This window comes from Carboxydocella sp. ULO1, from assembly GCF_002049255.1.
GTDB lineage: Bacteria > Bacillota.
Window position 1 is genome coordinate 1 of record NZ_BDLQ01000010.1, and the last position, 24,088, is coordinate 24,088.

25 protein-coding genes and 2 riboswitches are annotated in these 24,088 nt (G+C 39.9%); of the genes, 23 read left to right on the forward strand and 2 right to left on the reverse strand.

The window, feature by feature from the left end:
* Window positions 1-27 precede the first annotated feature (27 nt).
* Window positions 28-213: riboswitch (cobalamin riboswitch) on the forward strand.
* 84 nt (window positions 214-297) lie between these two features.
* The 19 genes from cobT to ULO1_RS02515 all read left to right on the forward strand — a co-directional run bounded on the left by cobT (window position 298) and on the right by ULO1_RS02515 (window position 18,099).
* A complete protein-coding gene (gene cobT, locus ULO1_RS02425) occupies window positions 298-1,350 on the forward strand; it encodes a nicotinate-nucleotide--dimethylbenzimidazole phosphoribosyltransferase (RefSeq protein ID WP_078664423.1) in 1,053 nt (350 codons plus the stop codon).
* Window positions 1,347-2,465, forward strand: a complete 1,119-nt coding sequence (thiC, locus tag ULO1_RS02430; protein ID WP_079906867.1) for a phosphomethylpyrimidine synthase ThiC — start codon at window positions 1,347-1,349, stop codon at window positions 2,463-2,465. The genes cobT and thiC overlap by 4 nt, the downstream gene beginning before the upstream one ends.
* Window positions 2,462-3,766 (forward strand): B12 lower ligand biosynthesis ThiC-like protein BzaB, encoded by a 1,305-nt coding sequence (gene bzaB, locus ULO1_RS02435; protein ID WP_079932923.1) that lies wholly within the window; start codon window positions 2,462-2,464, stop codon window positions 3,764-3,766. The genes thiC and bzaB overlap by 4 nt, the downstream gene beginning before the upstream one ends.
* Before the next feature lie 61 nt (window positions 3,767-3,827).
* Window positions 3,828-3,989, forward strand: a riboswitch (cobalamin riboswitch).
* Window positions 3,990-4,090: 101 nt separating this feature from the next.
* Window positions 4,091-4,843 carry a precorrin-6A/cobalt-precorrin-6A reductase gene (locus ULO1_RS02440; protein WP_078664426.1) on the forward strand — a complete coding sequence of 251 codons (753 nt, stop codon included), beginning with the start codon at window positions 4,091-4,093 and terminating at the stop codon, window positions 4,841-4,843.
* 5 nt (window positions 4,844-4,848) lie between these two features.
* Complete coding sequence (cbiD, locus tag ULO1_RS02445; RefSeq protein WP_078664427.1) at window positions 4,849-5,961, forward strand: cobalt-precorrin-5B (C(1))-methyltransferase CbiD; 1,113 nt, start codon at window positions 4,849-4,851, stop codon at window positions 5,959-5,961.
* Window positions 5,958-7,211 (forward strand): precorrin-6y C5,15-methyltransferase (decarboxylating) subunit CbiE, encoded by a 1,254-nt coding sequence (gene cbiE / locus ULO1_RS02450; RefSeq protein WP_079906869.1) that lies wholly within the window; start codon window positions 5,958-5,960, stop codon window positions 7,209-7,211. The genes cbiD and cbiE overlap by 4 nt, the downstream gene beginning before the upstream one ends.
* Before the next feature lies 1 nt (window position 7,212).
* Window positions 7,213-7,911: a precorrin-2 C(20)-methyltransferase gene (cobI, locus tag ULO1_RS02455; RefSeq protein WP_159446581.1), complete on the forward strand. Its 699-nt coding sequence runs from the start codon at window positions 7,213-7,215 to the stop codon at window positions 7,909-7,911.
* Between the two features lie 4 nt (window positions 7,912-7,915).
* Window positions 7,916-8,671, forward strand: a complete 756-nt coding sequence (gene cobM, locus ULO1_RS02460; protein WP_079932924.1) for a precorrin-4 C(11)-methyltransferase — start codon at window positions 7,916-7,918, stop codon at window positions 8,669-8,671.
* A 2-nt stretch (window positions 8,672-8,673) separates the two neighbouring features.
* A complete protein-coding gene (locus tag ULO1_RS02465; protein ID WP_079906874.1) occupies window positions 8,674-9,735 on the forward strand; it encodes a cobalt-precorrin 5A hydrolase in 1,062 nt (353 codons plus the stop codon).
* Complete coding sequence (cobJ, locus tag ULO1_RS02470) at window positions 9,732-10,418, forward strand: precorrin-3B C(17)-methyltransferase (RefSeq protein ID WP_242946623.1); 687 nt, start codon at window positions 9,732-9,734, stop codon at window positions 10,416-10,418. The genes ULO1_RS02465 and cobJ overlap by 4 nt, the downstream gene beginning before the upstream one ends.
* Complete coding sequence (gene cobK, locus ULO1_RS02475; RefSeq protein WP_079906877.1) at window positions 10,415-11,194, forward strand: precorrin-6A reductase; 780 nt, start codon at window positions 10,415-10,417, stop codon at window positions 11,192-11,194. Before cobJ ends, cobK begins: the two co-directional genes overlap by 4 nt.
* Window positions 11,182-11,556 (forward strand): sirohydrochlorin chelatase, encoded by a 375-nt coding sequence (locus ULO1_RS02480; RefSeq protein WP_079906879.1) that lies wholly within the window; start codon window positions 11,182-11,184, stop codon window positions 11,554-11,556. The genes cobK and ULO1_RS02480 overlap by 13 nt, the downstream gene beginning before the upstream one ends.
* Entirely contained in the window at window positions 11,553-12,179 is a 627-nt protein-coding gene (locus tag ULO1_RS02485; protein WP_078664435.1) for a precorrin-8X methylmutase, read from the forward strand. Before ULO1_RS02480 ends, ULO1_RS02485 begins: the two co-directional genes overlap by 4 nt.
* 14 nt (window positions 12,180-12,193) lie before the next feature.
* On the forward strand, window positions 12,194-13,540 hold the full coding sequence (locus ULO1_RS02490; protein WP_079906880.1) for a cobyrinate a,c-diamide synthase: 1,347 nt from the start codon (window positions 12,194-12,196) through the stop codon (window positions 13,538-13,540).
* Window positions 13,537-14,103 carry a cob(I)yrinic acid a,c-diamide adenosyltransferase gene (locus ULO1_RS02495; protein ID WP_159071873.1) on the forward strand — a complete coding sequence of 189 codons (567 nt, stop codon included), beginning with the start codon at window positions 13,537-13,539 and terminating at the stop codon, window positions 14,101-14,103. Before ULO1_RS02490 ends, ULO1_RS02495 begins: the two co-directional genes overlap by 4 nt.
* A gap of 15 nt (window positions 14,104-14,118) precedes the next feature.
* A complete protein-coding gene (locus ULO1_RS02500; protein WP_079932925.1) occupies window positions 14,119-14,472 on the forward strand; it encodes a hypothetical protein in 354 nt (117 codons plus the stop codon).
* Complete coding sequence (locus ULO1_RS02505; RefSeq protein WP_078664439.1) at window positions 14,469-17,120, forward strand: 1,4-alpha-glucan branching protein domain-containing protein; 2,652 nt, start codon at window positions 14,469-14,471, stop codon at window positions 17,118-17,120. Before ULO1_RS02500 ends, ULO1_RS02505 begins: the two co-directional genes overlap by 4 nt.
* Window positions 17,095-17,535, forward strand: coding sequence for a universal stress protein (locus ULO1_RS02510; RefSeq protein WP_078664440.1), 441 nt, complete (start codon window positions 17,095-17,097; stop codon window positions 17,533-17,535). Before ULO1_RS02505 ends, ULO1_RS02510 begins: the two co-directional genes overlap by 26 nt.
* Before the next feature lie 12 nt (window positions 17,536-17,547).
* Window positions 17,548-18,099 carry a DUF3786 domain-containing protein gene (locus ULO1_RS02515; protein WP_078664441.1) on the forward strand — a complete coding sequence of 184 codons (552 nt, stop codon included), beginning with the start codon at window positions 17,548-17,550 and terminating at the stop codon, window positions 18,097-18,099.
* On the opposite strand, the gene ULO1_RS02520 is transcribed toward ULO1_RS02515, so the two are convergent.
* Entirely contained in the window at window positions 18,096-18,584 is a 489-nt protein-coding gene (locus ULO1_RS02520) for an MgtC/SapB family protein (RefSeq protein WP_200803451.1), read from the reverse strand. The genes ULO1_RS02515 and ULO1_RS02520 overlap by 4 nt on opposite strands.
* A 77-nt stretch (window positions 18,585-18,661) precedes the next feature.
* On the opposite strand from ULO1_RS02520, the gene ULO1_RS02525 reads away from it, so the two are divergent.
* From ULO1_RS02525 to ULO1_RS02535, 3 genes are all read left to right on the forward strand, one after another.
* On the forward strand, window positions 18,662-19,768 hold the full coding sequence (locus tag ULO1_RS02525; protein WP_079932926.1) for a homoserine O-acetyltransferase: 1,107 nt from the start codon (window positions 18,662-18,664) through the stop codon (window positions 19,766-19,768).
* On the forward strand, window positions 19,765-20,328 hold the full coding sequence (locus tag ULO1_RS02530; protein WP_079932927.1) for a hypothetical protein: 564 nt from the start codon (window positions 19,765-19,767) through the stop codon (window positions 20,326-20,328). Before ULO1_RS02525 ends, ULO1_RS02530 begins: the two co-directional genes overlap by 4 nt.
* Window positions 20,329-20,416: 88 nt before the next feature.
* The gene (locus tag ULO1_RS02535) at window positions 20,417-21,913 is read left to right on the forward strand and encodes an aminotransferase class I/II-fold pyridoxal phosphate-dependent enzyme (RefSeq protein WP_078664444.1); all 1,497 of its coding nucleotides are present in this window, start codon (window positions 20,417-20,419) and stop codon (window positions 21,911-21,913) included.
* 218 nt (window positions 21,914-22,131) lie between these two features.
* Here the strand turns inward: ULO1_RS02535 and minC are convergent, their stop codons facing one another.
* Window positions 22,132-22,800 carry a septum site-determining protein MinC gene (gene minC / locus ULO1_RS02540; RefSeq protein ID WP_078664445.1) on the reverse strand — a complete coding sequence of 223 codons (669 nt, stop codon included), beginning with the start codon at window positions 22,798-22,800 and terminating at the stop codon, window positions 22,132-22,134.
* 103 nt (window positions 22,801-22,903) lie between these two features.
* Here minC and ULO1_RS02545 point away from each other — a divergent pair, with 103 nt between their 5' ends.
* Window positions 22,904-23,863 (forward strand): sigma-54-dependent Fis family transcriptional regulator, encoded by a 960-nt coding sequence (locus tag ULO1_RS02545; protein WP_078664446.1) that lies wholly within the window; start codon window positions 22,904-22,906, stop codon window positions 23,861-23,863.
* Window positions 23,864-24,088: the final 225 nt, after the last annotated feature.

Here is a 24,088-nt window from a genome sequence, read left to right on the forward strand (position 1 = left end):
GGTGGAGAATAAATGTATTTAATATAGCTGAATATTATGACAACAGGTGCCTCTTTTGAGAGGAGAATAGGGAATCAGGTGCAAATCCTGAGCGGTCCCGCCACTGTAATCGGGGAGCAACTACCAATATGCCACTGGCTACTATTGCTGGGAAGGCGGTAGCATTGTTATGATCCGAGAGCCAGGAGACCTGCCTGTTGTTATAGCAGATAACTGTGGATGATGGTAAAGTCCGCGGCATGTTTCATGCTGCGGATTTTTAATTTTATCTTATAAAATTTGAGGGAGGTAGTTAAAATGGATTTGTTAAAGCGCACCATCAGTTCAATAGTCCCCCTTAATACTGAAGCGATGCAGCAAGCCCAGGTAAGACTGGATATTCTGACCAAGCCACTGGGGAGTTTAGGAAGATTAGAAAGTATAGCTAAACAGCTAGCTGGCATTACAGGAAATCCGCGTCCCCAAATATCTAAAAAATGTGTGGTTGTTATGGCGGGTGACCATGGTGTAGCTAGCGAGGGAGTAAGTGCTTTCCCTTCTGAAGTTACATACCAGATGGTAGCCAATTTTATCCGGGGTGGAGCAGGAATCAATGTTTTAGCGCGCCATTCTAATGCAGATGTGTTTGTAGTGGATATGGGAGTGGCAGTAGATATAGACCTGCCAGGTGTAATAAACAGAAAAATAGATTACGGTACCCGTAATATGGTCATCGAACCGGCGATGACTTATGAACAAGCAGTAAAGGCGTTAGAAGCCGGGGTTGAAATAGCAAAAGATCTAATAAAAAATCAGGGTTATACTCTGCTGGCAACTGGAGAAATGGGCATTGCTAATACTACTCCAAGTTCAGCGCTGTTAGCTGTATTTGGGGGTCTAAAGGTTGAAGATGTTTGTGGCCGTGGTACAGGAATCGATGAGGCCGGCCTAAAAAATAAACAAAATGCTATAAGGAAAGCAATCGAAGTAAACCAGCCCAATGTAAATGATCCTATTGATGTTTTAGCTAAAGTAGGTGGTTACGAAATTGCTGGATTGGCCGGTTTGATCCTGGGTGCTGCTGCCAATAAAACACCCATTATTATAGATGGGTTTATCTCCTCCGCAGCAGCACTAATAGCACAACGGATTGCTCCGCTGAGTGTTGAATATATGATTCCTTCCCATGCCTCAGAGGAACCTGGTCATAAAATGATCCTTGAATTATTGGGATTGAAACCTATGCTCTTGCTAAATATGCGCCTGGGTGAAGGTACAGGTGCTGCTTTAGCAATGCATATTGTTGAAGGCGCTTGTAAAATCATTAATGAAATGGCTACCTTCGCAGATGCTGGAGTGACTGGCCCATGACGTCCGTTCTGGAAAATGCTTCACAGGGCCAAATCACGTCAACCATGGAGTTTGTTGCCAGCCAAGAAAACATTACAAAAGAAGAACTAGCCCGGGGAATAGCCCGGGGAGAAATTGTTATCCTGAATAATCGTAATCATAAAAATATCAAACCAGTTGGTGTAGGCTATCCTTTATCAGCCAAAGTAAACGCTAGTATAGGCACCTTAAAACATTTTATCAATCATACAGAAGAAATTGAGAAACTTAAAAACGCAGAAGCAGCTGGTGCCGATACCATTATGGATTTGTCCAGTGGAGGAACCTCTCAGCAAAGCGATGAGTTTCGCCGAAATCTAATCCGGGAAACATCTTTACCTGTCGGAACTCTCCCTCTTTACCAGGCATTAATCGAAGCGAGAGAAAAATATGGATCCTGTCTGAAAATGTCGGCGAGTCAGTTATTTGAAACTATAGAAAAGCAGGCTGAAGACGGTATCTCTTTCATGGGTTTTCATTGTTCTTTAAATCAATTCACCCTGGACCTTTACTTGAAACAAAACCGTCAAGAGCCGATTGTAAGTTATGGCGGTACTTTTCTAACTGCCTGGATGTTAGAGCATAAAAAGGAAAATCCATTATACGAACACTATGATAAGCTATTGAAGATCCTGAAAAAACACGACATAGTTTTAAGCCTGGCTGATGCTTTTCGTCCCGGCAGTGTCCATGATTCGTTAGATACAGTTCAAACAGCAGAACTAGCTGTAATAGGTTATCTAGTAAAAAGAGCAAGAGATTTTGGAGTGCAAGTCCAGGTTAAAGGCCCTGGTCACACTCCTATTCAGGATATCCATCCTACAATTAACTTAATGAAGAAATTGACCTCCAATAGTCCATACTTCGTCTTTGGCCCCATTGTAACTGATATTGCACCTGGTTATGATCATCTAACCAGTGCCATTGGGGGAGCATTGGCTGTCGCTGCCGGTGCCGACTTTATCTGTTATGTTACACCAGCAGAACATGTTGCTTTTCCCACTGTAGAACACGTTTACGCAGGGGTGGAAGCGGCAAAAAAAGCAGCTAGATTTGGCGATCATTATAGACTTCAGAAAGGGAGGAAGGGGAAGTGACTCAACTGGAAATGGCCCGTCAGGGGATCATTAGCAAAGAAATGGAGTATGTTGCGGCTAAGGAAAAAGTATCACCTGAATTTATTCGCCAGGGCGTAGCAGAAGGGACGATTGTTATATTGAAAAACAAAAACCGCAAAGATAGTAATCCGGTTGCCATCGGCAAAGGGTTAAGAACAAAGGTGAATGCCAGTGTCGGAACCAGCCCTGATAGCACCAGTCTGGAACTGGAACTGGAAAAACTTCAGGTTGCAGAAAAGGCCGGTGCAGACACGATTATGGATTTGAGCACTGGCGGGGATATCAATGGAATTCGGAAAGAAATCCTGGCTAAAACCAAATTACCTGTTGGCTCTGTGCCCATTTATCAAACAGCAATAGAAGCAATCGCCAAATACGGTAGTATTGTCGAAATGAATGCTGAAGATATCTTTGCTACTATTGAGGCTCATGCTGCTGATGGGATAGATTTTATGGCTATCCATTGTGCCCTGAATTTTGATGTGGTCAACCGGCTGAAAAAACAGGGAAGGACAATGGATATAGTTAGTCGCGGTGGTGCCTTTTTAACTGGTTGGATGCTGCACAACCAGGCGGAAAATCCTCTCTATACCCAGTTTGATCGGCTTTTAGAAATAGCTAAAAAATACGATGTTGTCCTCAGTATTGGTGACGCCATTAGGCCTGGATGTATAGATGATTCTTTGGATCGTGCCCAGGTTCAGGGCCTAATCATTGCTGGAGAACTGGTTGACCGGGCCCGGGAGTATGGGGTTCAAGTTATGATTGAAGGACCCGGGCATGTGCCAGTACATCATATCCACTCTACGATTCAGTTACAGAAAGAATTGAGCAATCAGGCCCCATACTTTGTCCTGGGAACCCTGGTTACAGATATTGCGCCTGGTTATGATCATATTACTTCAGCTATAGGAGGCGCACTGGCTTCGGCGGCAGGAGCTGACTTTATATGCTATGTTACACCTGCTGAACATTTGCGCTTGCCCACTGCCGCTGATGTCCGGGAAGGAGTAATCGCTGCCAGAATTGCCGCCCATGCAGGGGATCTGGCTAAAGGCGTCAAAGGGGCGGCTGAATGGGATTTAGCCATGGCCAGGGCTCGTAAATCATTAAACTGGGAAGAACAGATGGTTGTAGCAATCGACCGGGAGAGAGCGGAAAAAATACGTTCGGAACGAGCACCTTTAAATTCAAGCGATGATGTTTGTACTATGTGCGGAGATTATTGTGCCATGAAAGTGGTAAGCCAATATCTTGGCGTTCCGGCCGGAGAGTGTTAATTTTTCAGAAAATTATTGTTGCCTTATAGACAATTGAAAAGGACTAATGTTATAATAAAGCCAACAAAAAAGTGTAGCAAGTTTAGGGAAGTCAGTGAAAATCTGACGCGGTCCCGCCACTGTGAAAGGGAGTCTGGTACAAATTAGCCACTGGCAATTACCGGGAAGGCGTACCAGATGATGATCTTGAGCCAGGAGACCTGCTTGCTACTTGCCTTCACCTACGGAGGATAGGGAAAGGCAGGTTGTTGGTAAGAAGGCTAACCCTGCCTATAGCGGGCAGGGTTTTTGTTTTTATCTTTCATAAACGGAGCCGTGAGAGATATGATCGTAATCTTTGCCGGGCCCAAAGCAGGGGAAAAACTTATTCGTCCACTTAAGGAACACGGTTACTGCCTTTGTACAATAACGGCTACTGACCTGGGAGTAAAACAGGCATTAGCTAATGGAAGCGATTATGCTTTTACTGCAATGGAAATGTTTGAGCATTTACCCTGGTTAAAGACAAACTATCAAATTAAGTTAGTTATCGATCACTCCGGACCTATGCTCTCTCAATCACCTTTTTTTCTGCTGGAATGGTTTCAGCGAAATGGTTATGAGATCATTAAATATCGTGATGCTCTGCCATTGTTGCCAGATAATAAACTGCTTCATCGAGTTAATTCCTGGGAACAACTGGCGGCAAGCTTGAATAATTTTGGTCGTAACATCTTTTTGACAACCGGTAGCAATAACCTGGAATTTTTATTAAAGCACCCATCGCTAAAAGAAAAACAATTTATTGTTCGCGTAATCCCCGACAGTAAAGTGGTTGACAAGTGCCTCAAAAACGGTATTAGTCCCAAAAACCTGATCGCCATGATGGGACCTTTTTCTGCCAAACTTAACAAGGCTTTATTTCAAGCCTATAAAGCCGATGTAATTGTCGCTAAGGAAAATAATGCTGAGATAAAGAATAAGGCCAAAGCTGCTTTTGAGTTAGGCTTACCATTAATAGTTTTATCTAAGCAAGAGGAAAACGCTTTTAATAAAATAGATGATGTAATTGCTTATCTAAATAATAAGGGGATTTAGGGACTATGAAGAAAAATATGTCCTTTTTTTCGGGGAAAAAAGGCTATACTACCGGTAGTTGCGCAACGGCAGCTGCAGTATCTGCCTTGCTGGCACTAGCGGGTAAACATCCCCAGCAAATAAAAATAATTCTACCAGACCAAAAGACGATTGACATTCCTGTTGCCAGTTGTGGTATTGGCACTGACTTTGGCTGGGCTGAAGTAATTAAGGATGCAGGTGATGACCCTGATGTTACCCATGGTCATATAATTGGTGCTTGTGTACGATTGATTGAGTCGGGTCATATTGTTATCAAAGGTGGTAAAGGGGTTGGCGTCGTAACAAAACCGGGATTGAAAGTTGCCGTAGGGGAGCCAGCCATAAACCCTGTACCAAAACAAATGATCCTGGATAATATTAAAAAGACCCTGGTCTCCCTTGGCATTAAGCAGGGGGTAGAAATCACTATTTATGTACCGGAAGGGGAAAAACTGGCAGAGAAAACATTGAATTCTAAACTGGGGATTATTGGTGGAATTAGCATACTGGGAACAACCGGGATTGTTGAGCCCATGTCTGAAGAGCGATTTAAGCTATCCTTGTTGCCTCAGCTGGAAATTGCCCGGGCAGCTGGGTACAAAGAAATAATCCTGACGCCGGGCAGAGCAGGCCAAAAGGCCGCTGAGAAATTTTTAGCTTTTCCTGAGGATGCCATAATATTGAGCAGTAACTTTATTGGTTTTATGCTGGAACATGCCATTGGAATGGGTTTTAAAAAAGTTATTATTTTTGGTAGCCTGGGTAAATTGGTTAAGTTAGCAGGAGGAATTTTTTACACTCATTCAAAAATTGCTGATGCAAGACAAGAGATTTTGGCCTGTCACACTGCCCTTCTGGGGTTTTCGTCTGAATTAGTTAGAAAAGTCTTTCTTGCTAATACCACTGAAGAAATAATAGATCTGCTTAAAACCCATAACGGGGAAAAGGTCTTATGGCAGATAGCAGCAGAAGCTAAAAAAAGAGCTGAAGATTATATTTTTAATGAGGCCCAGGTAGAAGTTATTATTACAAATATGGCTGGCATACCTGTAGCCTGGAGTTCACAAGCCGGTTTACTATTGGGGGAAGCAACATGACAAAGCAAAAATCATCAATAAAGTTAGTGGGCTTGGGCCCTGGTAATCCCGCTTTTATTTTCCCAGCATATAAAGACTTAATTAAAACTGCCGACATCATTCTGGGAGGAAAGCGCCAGCTGGATTTGATATTGCCTTTCCTCGAGAAAAAAACAGATTTATGGTTAATTGACAGGAATTTTAGAGAGGTATTGAATAAATTAAAAAATCTGCAACACCAAAACATCGTTATTGTTGCTTCCGGCGACCCTGGTTTTTTTGGTATTCTGAACACGATTAAAAAGTATTGTTCAGAATTTGAGCTTGAAGTTTACCCCAATATCAGTAGTGCCCAATGGGCCCTGGCTAAATTAGGCTGGAGCTGGGAAGAAGTAAAGTGGTTTAGTATTCATGGACGGGAATTGCACACTGTTATGCAATCCTTACCCTCATCAGGTAAAATTGGGATTTTAACAGACCCACGCATTAAACCTCAGCAACTGGCAACCGAGCTTAAATTCCGCGGCTGGTCAGAAGCTGATTTTATCCTGGCTCGTAACTTGACTTTGCCAGATGAAGAGCTGGTTATTTTTCATCTGGAAGAATTGGCTAATCTGGATGATTTTAAGAATGATATCTTGTTAGCATACCTTCCACAAAAGAATTCAAAATTTTGGCCATACCAGTCTCCAGGTATTCCTGAACATCTTTTTATTACTGGTAAACCACCAATTACCAAAGCCGAAACCAGGGCGCTCATAATATCCAAGTCCTACCTGGAACCCGGTTTAACAATTTGGGAAATTGGCACAGGAACAGGCAGTATTACCATCGAAGCAGCTCTATTCTCTCCAGGTAGTCAAGTATATACCGCAGATCCCCGCCCGGAGAGTGAACAGCTGCTAAAAGCCAATCAACAGCGCTTTAATTGTAATAATATTCATTTTTATCAAGGGTTTGCGCCAGAGATATGCCATTCCTGGCCATCTCCTCATCGGGTTATTATAGGTGGACACGGTGGCAAGCTGGACAAAATCCTGGAGTATGTTCATGAGAGACTACTGCCTGCAGGTAGGCTGGTTATCTCCGCTACTCAGTTAAAAACTGCAGCAACGGCCTGGGATTTTTTCCATGGTAATCAATATCAGGAAATTGAGGCGATTCAACTACAGGTGAATAGAATGCGTTCCGGACCTGGCTGCTCCCAGTTATGGGATGTTCAAAATCCATGCTTTATCATATCAGGCAGAAAAAAATCGGAGAGTGATTGAAATGACTCCAGTTTTATATGGAATAGGTGTTGGCCCTGGTGACCCGGAATTGATAACCGTTAAGGCAATGAATACTCTTAAAAAAGTCAAAGTGATTTTTGCTCCCAAAGCTACTGAGGAATATAAGAGTGTCGCCCGCGAAATAATTACTCCTTACCTGACAAAAGAACATAATGTAATTGAACTTACTATGCCAATGTTAAATCAACAGGATGTTTTAATTAAATCCTGGCAAGAAAATGCCCGGATGATAGCTAGCTATCTACTACAAGGAGAGGACGTAGCGTTTATTACCCTGGGTGACGTTAATTTATACAGTACGTTTTACTATTTATACTATGAATTAAAAACTTTAATTCCTCATTTAAAAGTAGAGATAATACCAGGGATAACATCCTTTGCTGCTGCTGCCTCACGCACTCAGTGGTGCCTGGCGGATAAAAACCATCCACTTATAATCATACCCATGAATAAAGAAATAGACTTAACAGAAATGCTGGTGAATCAAACCCGGGCTGTATTAATGAAGGTAGGAAAATATTTGCCCAGGATAAAACAGGCATTAAAAGCAACAGGGCCATGGCAGGGATGGATAATCAGTTATTGTGGACAGGCAAAGGAAAAAATTCATCCCCTTTCGGAACTGGAGGAAATTTCGGCATTACCATACATGACTGTTATATTACTGGCAAAGGAGTAATCTTATGAAAGTATATATCGTAGGAGCCGGACCCGGTGCGGTTGATTTGATTACAATCCGAGGACTGGAATTATTGAAAAGGGCAGATGTAGTTATTTACGCCGGTTCTCTGGTGAACCCGGAACTGTTAAATTATTGCAAAGAAAATGTAAAAATCTACGATAGTGCCGGTATGACATTAGAAGAAATTAACAAAGTTGTGTTCCAATCAGCTTCTGCAGATCAGCTGGTAGTCCGCTTGCATACCGGAGACCCCTCGATGTATGGAGCTATTCAGGAACAGATTAAAGCCTGGGAAGAAAAAGGTTTAGAAGTTGAAATCGTACCAGGAGTTAGCTCTGTATTTGCAGCCGCTGCTGCTTTAAAAGAGGAATTTACTAAACCCGGTGTTACCCAAACTTTGATTTTAACCAGGGTAGGGGGTAAAACACCCGTACCGGAAAAGGAACGCCTGGCAAACCTTGCCAGTCATGGTGCCAGTCTCGCTATCTTTTTAAGTGTTCATCTCATCGACCAAATCGTAACAGAACTTTTAGAGGCTAATCTACCCCCTGATACTCCGGTTGCAGTCGTACAACGCGTAACCTGGCCCGATGAAAAAATTGTCAAAGGCAATTTATCTAATATTGCAGCTTTAGTAAAAGAAGCAAAAATCACCAAAACAGCTTTAGTCCTTGTAGGAAAATTCCTTAATGCTGAGTTTGATCGTTCTTTGCTTTATCACCCCAATTTCTCCCACGCATTCAGAGAGGGATCTTGACAATGAAAAAAATTTCTTTTTGGGCTCTGACTAAAGGTGGACAGGAGACAGCTTCTTTACTGGCCCAACTTTGGCAAAAAGCTTATCCGCAGACTGAGGTTGCTACTTTTTTTCCAGAAGTAATGCAGCCATCATTAAAAGAAAAAATCAAACTGGAATTTGATAGATGGGATGCCCATGTTTTTATTATGGCATCTGGTATTGTCGTACGCTGTATAGCACCCTGTTTAAAGTCTAAACTGCATGACCCGGCAGTTATTGTTGGGGATGAAAAAGGACAATATCTAGTTAGTTTACTGAGTGGCCACTGGGGTAATGCTAATTGGCTTACCAAAGAATTGGCTCGTTTAAGTAATGCTACACCGGTTATAACTACCTCAACTGATGTTCAAGGCATCACATCAATTGAAGATTTAATCAAGCTCCTTAAAGCAAACCCTGAAAGTTTAAAACCGGCTAAGAAATTAAATTCAACGCTTGCCAACTCTGGAACTATAAAAGTTTTCTGGGATAATAAAAGTTTACTAACTACACCACTACCTCTTCCAGAACGATATGAGTATACTGACAATCTTATAAATGCAGATCTAATCTTTTCCAATTCCCAACTAACTGAAATTGATCCAGACAAACAATTGTTATTGCGTATACCCTATTTTGCATTAGGTATAGGTTGTCGTAAAAATATTTCTTTTCATCAACTCTGGCGCAATTTGCAAAGTTTTCTTTCCTCCGGCAATATTGCCATTTCTGCAATTAAAGCTCTCTGTTCAATTACGTTAAAAAAGAATGAACCAGCTATTTGGGAACTGAGTCAAAAATTAAATTTACCCCTTTATTTTTTTGAGGCTGAGGAACTGAAAACTTATGAGTCAGAACAAAATTTTTCTGCCTTTGTCAAAAAAACAACAGGAGTTGGTTGTATATGCGAACCGGCAGCAATGAAGGCATGTCAAAAGCCGAAACTAATAATTCCCAAAACCAGTTATCCCCAAACAACCTTCGCTCTGGCAGCGGACATATCTATATTATCGGAATTGGACCAGGTAATAAGGAACAAATGACCTTTTCTGCCTGGGAAGCGATAAAAAAGGCTAACTACATTGTCGGATATAAAACATATATTAATTTAATTAAAGATATGCTTACAGACCAGCAAAAAGTGGTTTCTACCGGTATGAGAGGTGAAGTAGAACGCTGCCAGACAGCGATTCGGCTGGCGCTGGCTGGTGAAATAGTGGCAGTTATTTCCAGTGGAGATGCCGGAGTTTATGGTATGGCAGGTTTAATTTATCAGCTTTTATTTCAGGACAATATATCTTTGCAAGTTACAGTAATACCAGGTATTACAGCTTCCATAGCTGCTGCTTCCCTTCTGGGTGCTCCATTAATGCATGATCACTGCAGTATAAGTTTAAGTGACCTTTTAACACCCTGGGAAGTTATAACTAAACGAATTGAGGCTGCTGCTCAGGCTGATTTTGTTATCGCCTTCTATAACCCCAGGAGTAGAGAGAGAACAGAACACATTGAAAAAGCCAGAGAAATTCTTTTAAAATACCGCCCCCCAAGCACTCCCGTAGGAATTGTTAAAAATGCTTTCCGTACTGATCAACACATTACTGTTTCTAATTTAGAAGAATTTACAAATTGTGAAATTGATATGTTGTCCGTTGTAATAGTGGGAAATAGCCAAAGTTTTATAAAAGATGGCAAAATCATCACCCCACGGGGGTATGACCTGTGATTTTAATTTTAGGTGGAACTACTGAGGCTAAAGAAGCCGCCGTTTGGCTGAAAAAAAATACGGTACCTTTTGTTGTTACTACTACTACCGAGCTAGGAAGAAAACAATTGCTTTCTGAAGGTATTGAAAATATTCTCGTAACTAAATTAAATGAAATAACCTTTACGGAGCTAATTCACAAACTTAAAGTCAACATGATCCTGGATGCAACCCACCCCTTTGCAGAACAAATCCATCAATTGGCAATAGACATCGCAAGAAAAATGAACCTTCCTTACTTGCGTTACCAGCGCCAAGATGTGGAGCTGAACAACAATAATCCATATATTATTGTTTGCCATAACTGGGAAGAAGCCATCAAACAAGCCAGTAAATTTAATTGCATTCTCCTGACTATCGGTGTCAAGAGACTGAATGAGTGGGGCAATCATCCCTTATTACAAACGAAGAAACTTTACGCCAGGGTACTCCCTGTACCTGAATCGATAAGTACAGCTCTGGATGCAGGTTTTTCTCCGCAAAATCTCTTCGCTATGTATGGCCCTGTCCCGGCAGCAATAGATTTGAGTATAATCAGGAGCTATAAAATTGATGTAATGGTAACTAAGGAAAGTGGTTATAATGGCGGTTTGCAAAATAAAATTCAGGCTGTGACAGAAGCTGGCATTCACCTTATCCTTATAAAAAAGCCACAACTTAATTTAACTATAATAACTGATTTAAATGAACTAAAAAGTGTAATTGAGAAAGGAGATATTAACCCATGCAAGGAGTAATAGTTTTAGGACATGGCAGTAGAGCAGTGGCTAATGATGCCAACATGCTTTTGTACGACGTAGTTGATTTATTTAAGGAGATTTCCGGTAAAGAATTGGTAGTCCCGGCCTGGATGAATCGTGAATCTGGCTTAACAGGTCTGCAGCAGGCCATTGACCACCTGGTAGAAAAAGGTGTAACTTCTATCGTCATTGCCCCCTGGTTTTTAACTAACGGTCTGCATATTAAAGAAGATATTCCCGAAGAAATTAAACATGCTCAAAGCAGATATCCCTTTCTAACCATAAAATTGGCTAAACCATTAGGGTTAGATCGGCGTTTAGTGGAAGTACTGGCAGAAAGGATTGCTGAAGCAGAATGAATAATAACTTTTTTTTACAACAACCGGAATTAATTGAGCAAAAAAGCATGGAAATCATTGAGAATAGTGTTGATTTATCCAATTTTAATGAGCAGGAAAAAGTAATAGCCCGACGCTTAATCCATGCAACCGGTGACCTCGGTATTGCCTCTGAAATTGTTATCCATCCGCAAGCCATAACTACAGCAAAAGCTTGCTTTGCCAGAAAAACACGGATTATTACTGATGTAGCTATGGTAAAATCAGGCATTAGCCCTGCAAAATTGTCTCGCTATGATATTGAAGTAAAAACATTAATTCATGATAACAACGTGCATCAGTTGGCCAGAGAAAAAAGGATCACTCGGGCCATGGCAGCAATTGAACTTACCAAAACAGAGTGGGCAGGAGAAATTGTGGCTATTGGCAATGCGCCCACTGCTCTTTTCCATTTGCTGGATTTAATAGCTAAAGGAGCTCCGGCCCCTGCCTTAATCATTGGAATTCCCGTTGGTTTTGTCGGTGCTGCTGAATCGAAAGAAGCATTGATTGCTCAGGGGCAAGTTCCCTTTATAACTGTTCGAGGGACTAAAGGTGGCAGTCCCATGGCTGCCGCAGCAATAAATGCTTTATTAACCCTGTAAAGGTGGTAGATATAATGGTTAGGGCATTGATGATCGGAGCACCATATAGTGGAAGTGGAAAAACTACTTTGGTTGCCGGTCTCCTTCATGCCCTTGTACAACAGGGGTATCAGGTACAATCTTTTAAAGTTGGCCCAGACTATATTGATCCCAGTTACCATTCTTTAATAACTGGCCGACCCTGTCGTAATCTTGATTTGTTTTTAATGAACGAAGAAGCGGTTAAGGCTTCTTTTTTTCATAATTCCCGTGGTGCAGATTTTAGTATAATTGAAGGTGTGATGGGGCTTTTTGACGGCATGAGCTACAGCGATTTTGGTTCAACAGCTCATATTGCCAGAATATTATCCATTCCGGTCCTGCTCGTTTGGCCATGTCGAGGATTGGCCCATACAATTATCCCACTGTTAAAAGGTCTTAGCAGCTACGATCCTGAATTAAATATTGCAGGAATAATATTAAACCAGGTAAATTCGGAACAGCATTTTCAACAAATGAAAGAGTTAATTGAAGCTGAAACCAGGATTAAAGTTATCGGAAGTATCGGGAAAAAAAGGGAATTCCAGCTAAATGAACGCCATTTAGGTTTGGTTCCTGCTGTAGAAAATCAGGATTATCTTGCAAGGACCGCAAAGGTAGGAGAATATTTGCGAAAACATCTGGATTGGGAAACTCTTTTTAGTGTTTTTGGGAAATGTAATGAAGAAGTGCTCAAATTTCCCGAGGCCGGTATCGATTTTTCCGATTTAATCATTGCGTATGCTTTCGATGAAGCTTTTAATTTTTATTATCAGGATGCCCTGGATTTGTTGACCAAATGGGGAGTAAAGCTGGTAAAAACCAGCCCGTTACATGATGAACATTTACCAGAAAATATTGATGGTTTAATTATCGGAGGAGGATTTCCAGAACTCTTTATCGAATTATTAAAAGAAAATAGGAATTATATTGCATCTTTAATCGCTCATCATCAGGCTGGAATGCCTATTTACGCTGAGTGCGGCGGTTATATGTACCTGGCCATGGTGAATATTATTCCTGCTAGTGTTGTAATGCAAGAGAGACTAGTAGCTTTGGGATATTATCAGGGTATAACCCTTAATGATAGTATTATTGGTCCAGTTAATACATTAGTCAAGGGACATCAATTCCATTATTCTGAACTAATTCCCTTGGATAAACAATATCCCTGGGCAGCCTCCCTCCATAAACCCAATCGGCATTCCACTGCAGTCCTGGATGGCTATGCTCAAAACAATATTTTTGCTTCTTATCTACATATTCACTGGGGTGGCCAGCCTGATATTGCCTATAACTTTTTATCCAGCTGTTTAAATTGGCAGAGGAGAAGGGTAAAGTGAAAACAAAACCCAGAATAATTATTTTTACTGGAACAGGCAAAGGGAAAACAACTGGTGCATTAGGCTATGTCCTGCCATATGTTAATCAAAAGACAATAAAAATTGTTCAATTTTTAAAAGGCAGCAATTATGCTGCTGAGCAAAATTTAGGAAGCAAACTGGATAATTTGTATTTTTATTCTTTTGGATATGGCTGTTCACAAAGCAACTTAATACGTAGCGGAGAAGGTCACTGTAAAAGCTGCGGAAAGTGTTTCAGAATTAATCGACAAGAACCTGGGTTTGTTTATAAGGCTTGGAGTTTCACAAAAAAAATAGCTAATGATAACAAAACGGATATTCTAATACTAGACGAATTTGCATATGTATTGAAATATAATTTTTTAGATACAACCAGTTTTTTAACTGAGATTTCAACTTGGCCAGCTCATTTAATTATTATTTTGACTGGACGGGTATTCCCGCAAGAAATACTGGATGTTTCTGTTGAGGTATACGAGTTAATCGAAATAAAACATCCTTTTCGACAGGGGATACCCTCCCGTCGCGGTATTGAGTATTAGTGGAGGTGAGTGTTGATGCAAATTCGCTTAGGAAAAATTAATCCTGAGAAAGGCTTTTTCTATTACTACCTGCCTAATTGGACTCTCTCAATGTGGAAATTATTTTACAATATTGATTTTACCCTGCAGGAGATAAGGCTCAAAATTTCAACTACAACAGACAACTTACTCCTGGAAAAAAGTTTACATAATCCAACCGGCCTCTTTTTTTTTAATTATAAAAACTCCGAGGAACTGAAGATTGAGTATTATTATAACAATAAAAGGCTGTTATCGATAAGCTCAAAAATTGATAGTAAATTAACAGATGATAAAATTTATTTTTCGAGTGGAGGCTGGATAAGTAGAATGGTAGGTGATGGAAATTGAAGAAAGCTTTTTTTGTTTTACATGGTCATTTACCCTGGGTTTTACATTTTCACAATAAAAATTATGAAAAAACCTGGGTTTTTGAAATTACTGCGGAATGCCATTTGCGGTTAATTGAAATTTTACAATGGGTAAATAGGGGAAAAGTTTCCTACTCCGTAAGTCCACCTTTGTTATCCATGTGGCTAAGTGATTATTTTAAAAACGAATTTAACGATTATTTACTAAAGCAAATTTACATAGCTGAACAAGAATACAAGAGAAATAAAGGTACTGATTATGATAATGTTAGTGCGTTTTATCTGGAGTTCTGGCAAAACAGATATAATTTCTGGCAAAAAATTGACAGGGATATTGTTCAAGCTCTCCTGTATCTGAAACACAATGGTAGAATTGAACTCCTAACCTCTGCAGCCTCTCATCCCATCCTGCCTTTACTACCATCAAACCAGTGGATTAATCTTCAAATAAAAGCAGCAAAAGAATTATTTTCTCGGGTGTTTAGTTTTGACCCAAAGTCCTTCTGGTTACCAGAATGTGCAGTAAGCGAAGAATTATTGCCAATTTTGGAAGATAACGGGATTGAGAACATTTTTATTTCTGAACATGCTGCTAATAATCCTGCAAGTTCAATTTTCCGTAAAGGTAAAGTCAATATTTTTCTACGAGACATGGCTACGGCAGAACGGGTTTGGAGCAGAGAATGTGGATACCCCGGTCACCCTTTTTATAGGGAGTATTATCGGGACATAGGCTGGGATATGCCATTAGAACAAATTCGCGAATATCTAAGACCATGGGAATTCCACCGATTTACTGGTTTTAAGTATTTTAGTATCACAGATAAAAACAACCCAAGGAAAGAGATTTATAAATACGATAGAGCTTTGGCTATTACAAATCAACAAGCTTTAGAGTTTATAAACTTTCTAAACCAATATCCCAAAGATAATATTGTTTGTGTTTATGACGCCGAACTCTTTGGCCATTGGTGGTTTGAAGGCCCTGAATGGTTAGCTAAGATTCTATCCCTTTCAGAATCTATCGATTTTACAGCCCCGGAAGCATATCATAGTAATTTTGTTGAAAAAATTGAAGTCACAGATAAAGTCTGTTCCTGTTCCTGGGGTGAAAAAGGGTATTTTGATGTTTGGGTAAATGAAAAAAATGAGTGGATGTATCAAGATTTGATTAGTATCAGCCATATAGTAGAAAGACAAATAGACTATCTTTCCTCAGATGAGAAAGAACTTTTACTTAGACTTATATTGTTATTACAGGCAAGTGATTGGCCTTTCATGGTTTACTATAATTCCGCCAAAGATTATGCCCATTACCGTTACAATACCTACAAAAATGACATTCATTCATTACTTGAAAATAAATCTTTAACTACCGATCAAAAAGAAATCTTATCGTTTTTGCCTGGTATTAGCTTGATAAATCTTTGGCAAGGTTCTAAATTTGTAATTTCCCGTCCCACAGTATTATTATTGGCCTGGGAGTTTCCTCCTATGACTGTCGGCGGACTTGCTACTCATGTCTTTTATTTATCAAAATATTTACAGGATTTTTTGGATGTGCACGTCATCACTCGCGGAAGCAAAAATACAATAGAAAAAAATGGCAATGTCATCATTCATCGTATTGCCTTACCTTCATATGAGGGCCAGGATTTTATCAACTGGATTTTATTGCTAAACCTTGAATTCACTAAATATATTATAAACAATTTTTTATTCAATACTAGCCAGGTTATAATACACGCTCATGACTGGCTTGTAGGCTTAACTGGAATTACCCTCCAGGAAAGACAAGTAGGTCGTTTGATTGCTACTATTCATGCTACCGAACATGGCAGGCAGGGAGGTATTTATAATGAGGTTCAGGCATTAATTCATCATCAGGAAGCCTCTCTGGTAAAAAATGCTTCCGAGGTTATTGCCTGCAGTAATTACATGAAACAGGAAATTACTACCCTGTTTGGAAACGAGGCGAAAATTAATGTCATTCCAAATGGTATTGAAGTTATGACCGTAGGTTTGAATAGAGAGCAAAGGTCAGTGCCGAAAAAATTCATCCTTTTCTTCGGTCGCTTGGTCCCGGAAAAAGGAGTTCAAACCTTAATAGATGCTTTTGCACAAATTCAAGCTGAATATCCTGACTATTATCTTTTGATCGGAGGTAAAGGCTATTATGAGGAAACTCTAAAAAGTAAAGCCGGCAATTCAAAGGCCAGTGGAAAAATCATTTTCCTTGGGTTTTTAGATAATCAGACCCGTGACTTTCTATTAGACAGAGCAGATATAGTTTGTTTCCCCAGTCTCTATGAGCCTTTCGGAATAGTGGCTTTAGAAGCCATGGCTAGCGGCAAGCCAGTGATAGCAGGAAAAACAGGAGGTCTTAGCGAAATAATAGATCATGGAGTTAATGGCTTATTGTTTGTTCCAGGTAATGTTGAAGATTTAATAGCCCAGCTACGAACTTTTTTAAACAACCCTGACTTTGCCGCTCGATGTGGGGAGAATGCCAAATCTAATGTTCTTCAGAATTATAGCTGGAAAAATATTGCCTGGAAAACCTATGAAATCTATAAAAAACATTTGAGAGAGGAGAATTTTAATGAAAAAAATACTAATCCCTATTGATGGTTCAGAACATGCTCAGAAAGCCGCACTATGGGTAAAGAATTTTTTTAAGGATTTCAAAAATGTATCAGTTACTTTTTTACACGTTTCAGATTTACCCAAAGAATTAATGCCTCATAGTTATATGATGGAATCAATTATAGAACCCACTTTAATTGAAGAGATTATCAATGAAAAAAAGGAGCAAGCTTTTAAGAGTGTTGCCGGTGTTTTTGAAGATACAGAAATAAAGACAGAATATGTAAACAAGGTAGGCAATCCCGCTGAAGTTATTGCCCAGGTAGCAGCTACAGAAAATTTTGACCTGGTTGTAATTGGAAGCAGAGGTTTGGGAGAAATAAAGGGAATACTTCTGGGAAGTGTTTCAGACCGCGTAGCTCATATCTGTAAACGTCCAGTCCTAATCGTTAAGTAGGAGGAGCCTGAAATGAGCTATGCAAATATAGACCAAACTTTTACTCTTGCTTTTGAAAATTTAAAAGCTGCATTTCATAACGCAAAAAAACTCGAGACAAGACTATGGGACAAAAATATTACAGTTGACCTTGCTAATGGAAACTTTCAGCCTGAAATAGATACTGTAAGCAAAATCCTTGTCTGCCATTATCTTGGCAGTAAAAGTAGCATGCCCTGGGATGGGCAATGGTTAAGTTTCAAGGAATTGCCTGATGGTGAAATATATAATATACCCTTTCAAAAACGCACTATCTTTCCTTTACTGAAGCTAATAAATGATGAACCATCCAAATTAATTAAACTTAAAGAAAAGCTAAACGGCGAAGAAGGTACCTTTGGGGATATATCAATTATTTTAAACCCTTTCCCTGAGCTATATTTAGCATATATATACTGGCAGGGAGACGAAGAGTTCCCTGCCAATGCCAATATCCTTTTTTCCAGCAATTTTCCGTACTATCTTCCCACCGAAGATTGTGTCGTTCTGGCTAGCTCAGCAATCTGGCAGCTTAAAAGTATTTAAACCCCGGAATCATCTTTCTGGGAACGCTCCTTATTGTTGTTATCTTCATATTTAATAATCCCAAGCTTTTGTAAGATATAGGCAATTTTTAAGGCAATCCTAAGTAAGACGATGGTGATAAAAATTAAATAATATTGTCCAAGTCCAGCAGCTATTCCTAGACCTGCTGCAGCCCAAATATTTGTAGCTGTAGTTAATCCCCTGATTTCACCAAAACCCTGTTTCCATATTACCCCAGCACCTAAAAAGCCAATACCGGATACAATTTGTGCTGCTAAGCGCAGTGGGTCTGTGTTGCGACCTTGAAACTCTTCAGCCAATCCATATGCAGAAATAATAGTCAACATGGCTGAGCTAATACAAACCAGGGCATGAGTCCTGATGCCAGCCGGCTTCCCGGCTTTGGTTCGTTCATAACCAAGGATTGCTCCAGCAATCAAAGCTACTACCATTCTTAATGTAATATCAAAATATCCTAAACTCACTCTATAACCTCCTCTCTCGTTGACATTACTTTTTTAACATGCTACTATTTTGATATATTTGGGTAGGGGAGGGATAAATGGTGCTGGTGATACCGCAAAAATATAGTTTTAGCAATTTTCGACTGGAATCAGGGGCAAATTTGCCGTTAGTTGATATAGTATATGAAACATATGGAACACTGTCAAGGGACAAGGATAATGTTGTCATTGTTTGCCATGCCCTGACCGGCAGTGCCCATGCAGCCGGTTATCACTCTCCTCAGGAAAAAATGCCTGGTTGGTGGGATCCGCTAATTGGCCCTGGCAAAGTACTGGATACGAATCGCTTTTTTATAATCTGTTTGAATATCTTAGGTAGCTGTTATGGTAGTACCGGGCCCGCATCACCACATCCTGATGATGGAACACCCTATGCAATGCGGTTCCCCGTAATTACCATACGAGATATGGTCAGAGCCCATTTTCAAGTTATTAAACATCTGGGAATTGAGAAAATCAGACTGGTAATCGGCGGCTCTCTTGGCGGAATGCAAGCTTTAGAATGGGCCTTGCTCTACCCGGATATGGTAGAAAACCTGATTTGTATAGCAGCACCTGCCCGTCTTTATCCACAGGCAATTGCTTTTAATGAGGTAGGCAGACAAGCAATAATGTCAGATCCAGAGTGGAGACAGGGCAATTATTATCCCGGCAAAGGACCTGTTAATGGTCTGGCGATTGCCAGGATGCTTGGAACCATTACTTATAGAAGTGATTTATCTATGAATCTGCGTTTTGGCCGCAAATCAGCTCCATTACCACCCAATGGCTATTACAGTTTTGACCAGAAATTTGAAGTGGAGACCTATTTACATTATCACGGCCAGGCGTTGGTACAGCGTTTTGATGCTAATTCCTATCTTTATCTGACCAAAGCAATGGATTACCATGATATCTCCTTTAACCGAGGCAAATATGAAGAAATATTTGCCGACATTAAGGCTAAAACTCTTGTGATTGGAATCGATACAGACATTTTATTTCCCACTTATCAACAACAAGAGATAGTAAAAAACATGGTCAAATATTACAGGCCGGCATACTATCGCGAAATAACCAGTCCGCATGGTCATGATGCTTTTTTAATTGAATACAAGCAGTTAGGGAAAATTATAAATGAATTTATTGCTGAGGTGGCTCCATGAATATTGGCATTGATATTGATGGTGTCCTCGCAGATTCTGTTACCCAGTGGTTAAATGTCATGAACAAATATTTTGGCCAAAACAAAAAGTATGAAGAACTATATACATACAGATTTGAAAAAGTATATAATGTAACCTGGGAAGAAATGGATCGCTTTTTTCGCACTAATCAGGAAATCCTTCTGTCAAATCTGTCTCCTATACCCAACTCTGTGTCAGCTGTTAAAAAGCTCAAAATCTGGGGACACAAAATTTATTTAGTTACAGCCCGTCCCAGTCAATACCAGCATTTAACTACAAAATGGTTGAAAGAACACCAGGTAGAATACGATCAGTTAATCATGACAGATTTTCAGTGTAAGGCTGATTATTGTCAGGAGTTGCAATTAAAAGTATTCATCGATGACTCATTGGATAATGCCATGGCCATAGCCTCTAGAGGTATTAAAGTCTTTTTGTATAATGCCCCTTATAATCAAGGCCATTTTCCGGACAACCTGCAAATTCTAAGGAAAAATTCCTGGTCTGAGATTCTGACCGAAGTAAAAAAAATGCGGTGAGTTTTTACCGCATTTTTTTATTTTAGGGGTTGCAATTTTACTCGCAATATGTTGTAATATATTCATTGTAAAGAAGGGAGTGAACAACATGGCTTTGACTCAACATCGTACACCCATTTTTACAGCAGTTCAACAATATGTCAACGAAGGCACCATCCCATTTCATGTACCTGGTCATAAACAGGGTAGAGGTCTAAAAGAGTTTACCGAATATGTTGGTCCTAATGTAATGAAAATTGATTTAACGTGCTTTGAAGGCACTGATAATATATGCAATCCTCTTGATACTATTAAAGAAGCTGAAACCCTGGCGGCAGAAGCTTATGGTGCTGATTATGCCCACTTTCTTGTAAATGGCACTACCTCTGGCATCCAAGCCATGATAATGACCGTCTGCCAGCCTGGAGATAAAATTATTTTACCAAGAAATGCTCATAAATCAGCAATTGGAGGTTTAATCCTTTCCGGGGCCCAACCAATTTATGTTCAACCGGAAATCAGCAAGGAACATGGGATTGCCCTGGGTGTGACCCCGGAAAAAATCCGTGAAGCTTTGGCCCTTCATCCCGACGCAAAAGCTGTTTTTCTGGTAAACCCCACTTACTATGGTTTTACCTCTAATCTGGCCGAAATTATAGAAATTGCTCATAGTTATGATATTCCTGTTCTAGTAGATGAAGCTCATGGAGCTCATCTTCCTTTCCATCCCGAGTTGCCTCCTTCTGCCATGTCATTGGGAGCAGATATGAGTGCAGCCTCAACCCATAAAATGGCGGGTAGCTTAACCCAAAGCTCATTGTTGCTAGTACGAGAAGGGTTGATCGACAATAAACGCGTTAAAGCAGTTTTAAACTTGACTCAGACGACCAGCCCCAGCTATATTCTCCTGGCATCAATTGATGTGGCCAGGAAACAAATGGCTTTATATGGCAAACAGTTGTTGGACAAAACCCTTTTGCTGGCAAACCACTTGCGAACTGAGCTGTCCAAACTACCTGGCCTAACATTGATCGGGGAAGAAATGCTGGGCAATCCAGGTTGTTATGGCTGGGACCCTACTAAAGTCGCTGTCAATGTCCGGGCCCTTGGACTCTCAGGGTTTGAAGTAGAACATATTTTGCGCCATAAATATCGGATTCAAGTAGAACTGGCCGATTTGTACAATGTACTCTTCTTGGTCTCAGTTGGCGATACTGATGAAACCATTAATATGTTAATTGAAGCAATGACAGATCTGGTTAAGAGTAGACCAGTTCAAAAAGTAACCAAGTTTGGTTTAAATTTGCCGAAAACACCAGAATTTGTTGTCTCCCCTCAGACTGCTTTCCATAGCCCGACTTACCATGTAGAGCTGGATGAGGCAGAAGGCGAGATAGCGGCCGAAATGATCATGGCTTACCCGCCGGGTATCCCCATTATTTGCCCGGGGGAGAGAATTACTAGAGAAATAATTGAATACGTACGGCTGCTTAAAAATGAACATTGTAGTTTGCAAGGCACAGAAGACCAGTATATCAATAAAATAAAGATACTGGCTAATCGAGAACAATTTGAGCAACTGGAAACCGCAAATTCAGCAGGTTAAAAATTCAAGGCTGTCTCAGAAGAGACAGCCTAATTAATTTTATGCCGCATTTTTATTTTCAGATCTTTGCGAACCCCAGCAGGAATAAACCTGGCTTCCCTGGGCCGAGGAATCCCTGTGCGCTTGTACAACTCTGTAGAAAATTCTTCCCTGCCAAAATCAATTTTGTTTCTGAATTTATTTTTTTTATTCGGCATACTACAGCACCCCTTTCAGCATTATTTTCTGCGGGCGCTGTAGTCTTTATACTTTTCAATTAAAATGGTATTATTGTATATATATGCGATTTCAGGGATTAATGTTTCATTACCAGTCTGGCCAGGTAAATCCTGTTCAGGGTTGCGACTGAAAACTGAACCGATTCTAATTTGCTGAGGTCGAAAGGAATAGGCCATGATCGTGGCATTGGCATTACCGGTTGCACCAGCATGGACAATTCCTTTGATTGTACCAAAAACACATATATTGCCGGCAGAAACTAATTCAGCATTAGGATTTACATCCCCGATCAAAACGATGTCTCCGTTGCTTTCAACACGACATCCAGAGCGCAAAGTACCTTTAATGTATTCAACACCAGTTTCATTCTTTATATCAGTTGCTTGTGCAGCTAAAGTCCTTTGGGAGAAATTATGCCAGATAACCTGCGATTCGGATTGCGGAATCAAGCCATGATTAAGACAAATTTTTTCAATATCTTCTTTAATTCCATCATCAATCACACTACCAGATCTAGTCGCTACAGCAAAAGTAGCTCCTTTAAAAAATCCCCGAGCTTGTTGCATTTTTCGTTCGATATCTTTCAGTAATATTTTTTTATCCAGGTTTTCATCTATTAATATTACAAGACCATTTTTGGTTCCCTTGATACTGACACCTTCATACATTTTGGTTTAACCTCCTTCCTACAACAATTGACTATTCGAGCAAAATAGCCATTTTCCTGCTCAGTGTCGAAAAAATAAAGTTATTGCAGAGGAGGCACCTAAAATGAAGCAATTAATTGGTACCAGTCCGGCGATTAAAGAAATAAATCACCTAATTACTCAGATTGCGACAAAAGGTTCCACTGTTTTAATCAGAGGAGAGTCAGGTACAGGAAAGGAACTGGTAGCTAATTTGATCCATCATTTTAGTTACCGTCGCTTTAATTCTTTAGTTAAGATTAACTGTGCAGCTATACCTGAACATTTGTTGGAAGCCGAGTTATTTGGATATAGTGAAGGTGCTTTCACCGGGGCCAAAAAAGGAGGAGCTGTTGGCAAATTCGCCCAAGCCCATAAAGGTACAATCTTTCTAGATGAGATTGGTGATTTGAGTTTTTCGACTCAGGCTAAATTATTGCGGGTAATTCAGGAAAAAGAGATCATTCCCATCGGGAGCGAGAGCAGCATTAAGCTTGATGTAAGAATAATAGCAGCAACTAACGCCAATTTAGAAATAATGGTCAAGGAAGGTAAATTTCGTGATGATCTCTTTTATCGCCTGAATGTCGTAAGTATTTATATTCCTCCATTACGGGAGCGAAAAGAGGATATTCTACCACTTACAACTAGTTTCATTACTGAGTTTAATGAAAAATTTAACGTATCCATAAATGGAATCGATAACAAGGTAAAACACATTTTTTTGAACTACGATTGGCCAGGTAATATCAGGGAGCTAAAGAATACACTGGAATATGCTTATAATATAGTAGATGGTAATATTATAAAAACTAAACATTTGCCCAAGTATATTTTAGCTAACACGAATACTGCCATTACCTCAAATAATTATTTCAGCCAAATTGGTCAACGATCGTTGACAGAAATCGTGGATGATTTTGAAAAGGAATTAATCCAACAAGCATTGATTAAATGTACAGGGAACAAAGCTAAAGCCGCTGAACTACTAGGTTTAAGCCGGCCTGGTCTTTATAAAAAGTTACAAAAACATGGCTTAATCTAAAGCGTTATTCAACTGTATAGAACTATTGACGCAAGGCATATCCCAATTCTAATAAGGGATATGCCTTTTTATATTGTCAGCTAATGTCACCATTGTTTACATCTTCGCCATATTATAAAAATCCAGTTTAAACTCAAACTGTTACCATTCATCTTCAAATAATGCATTTCGGGACAAAATTTTGACATTTCACTCTTTTTAGACTTTTGTGGCATGTCTTTTGCT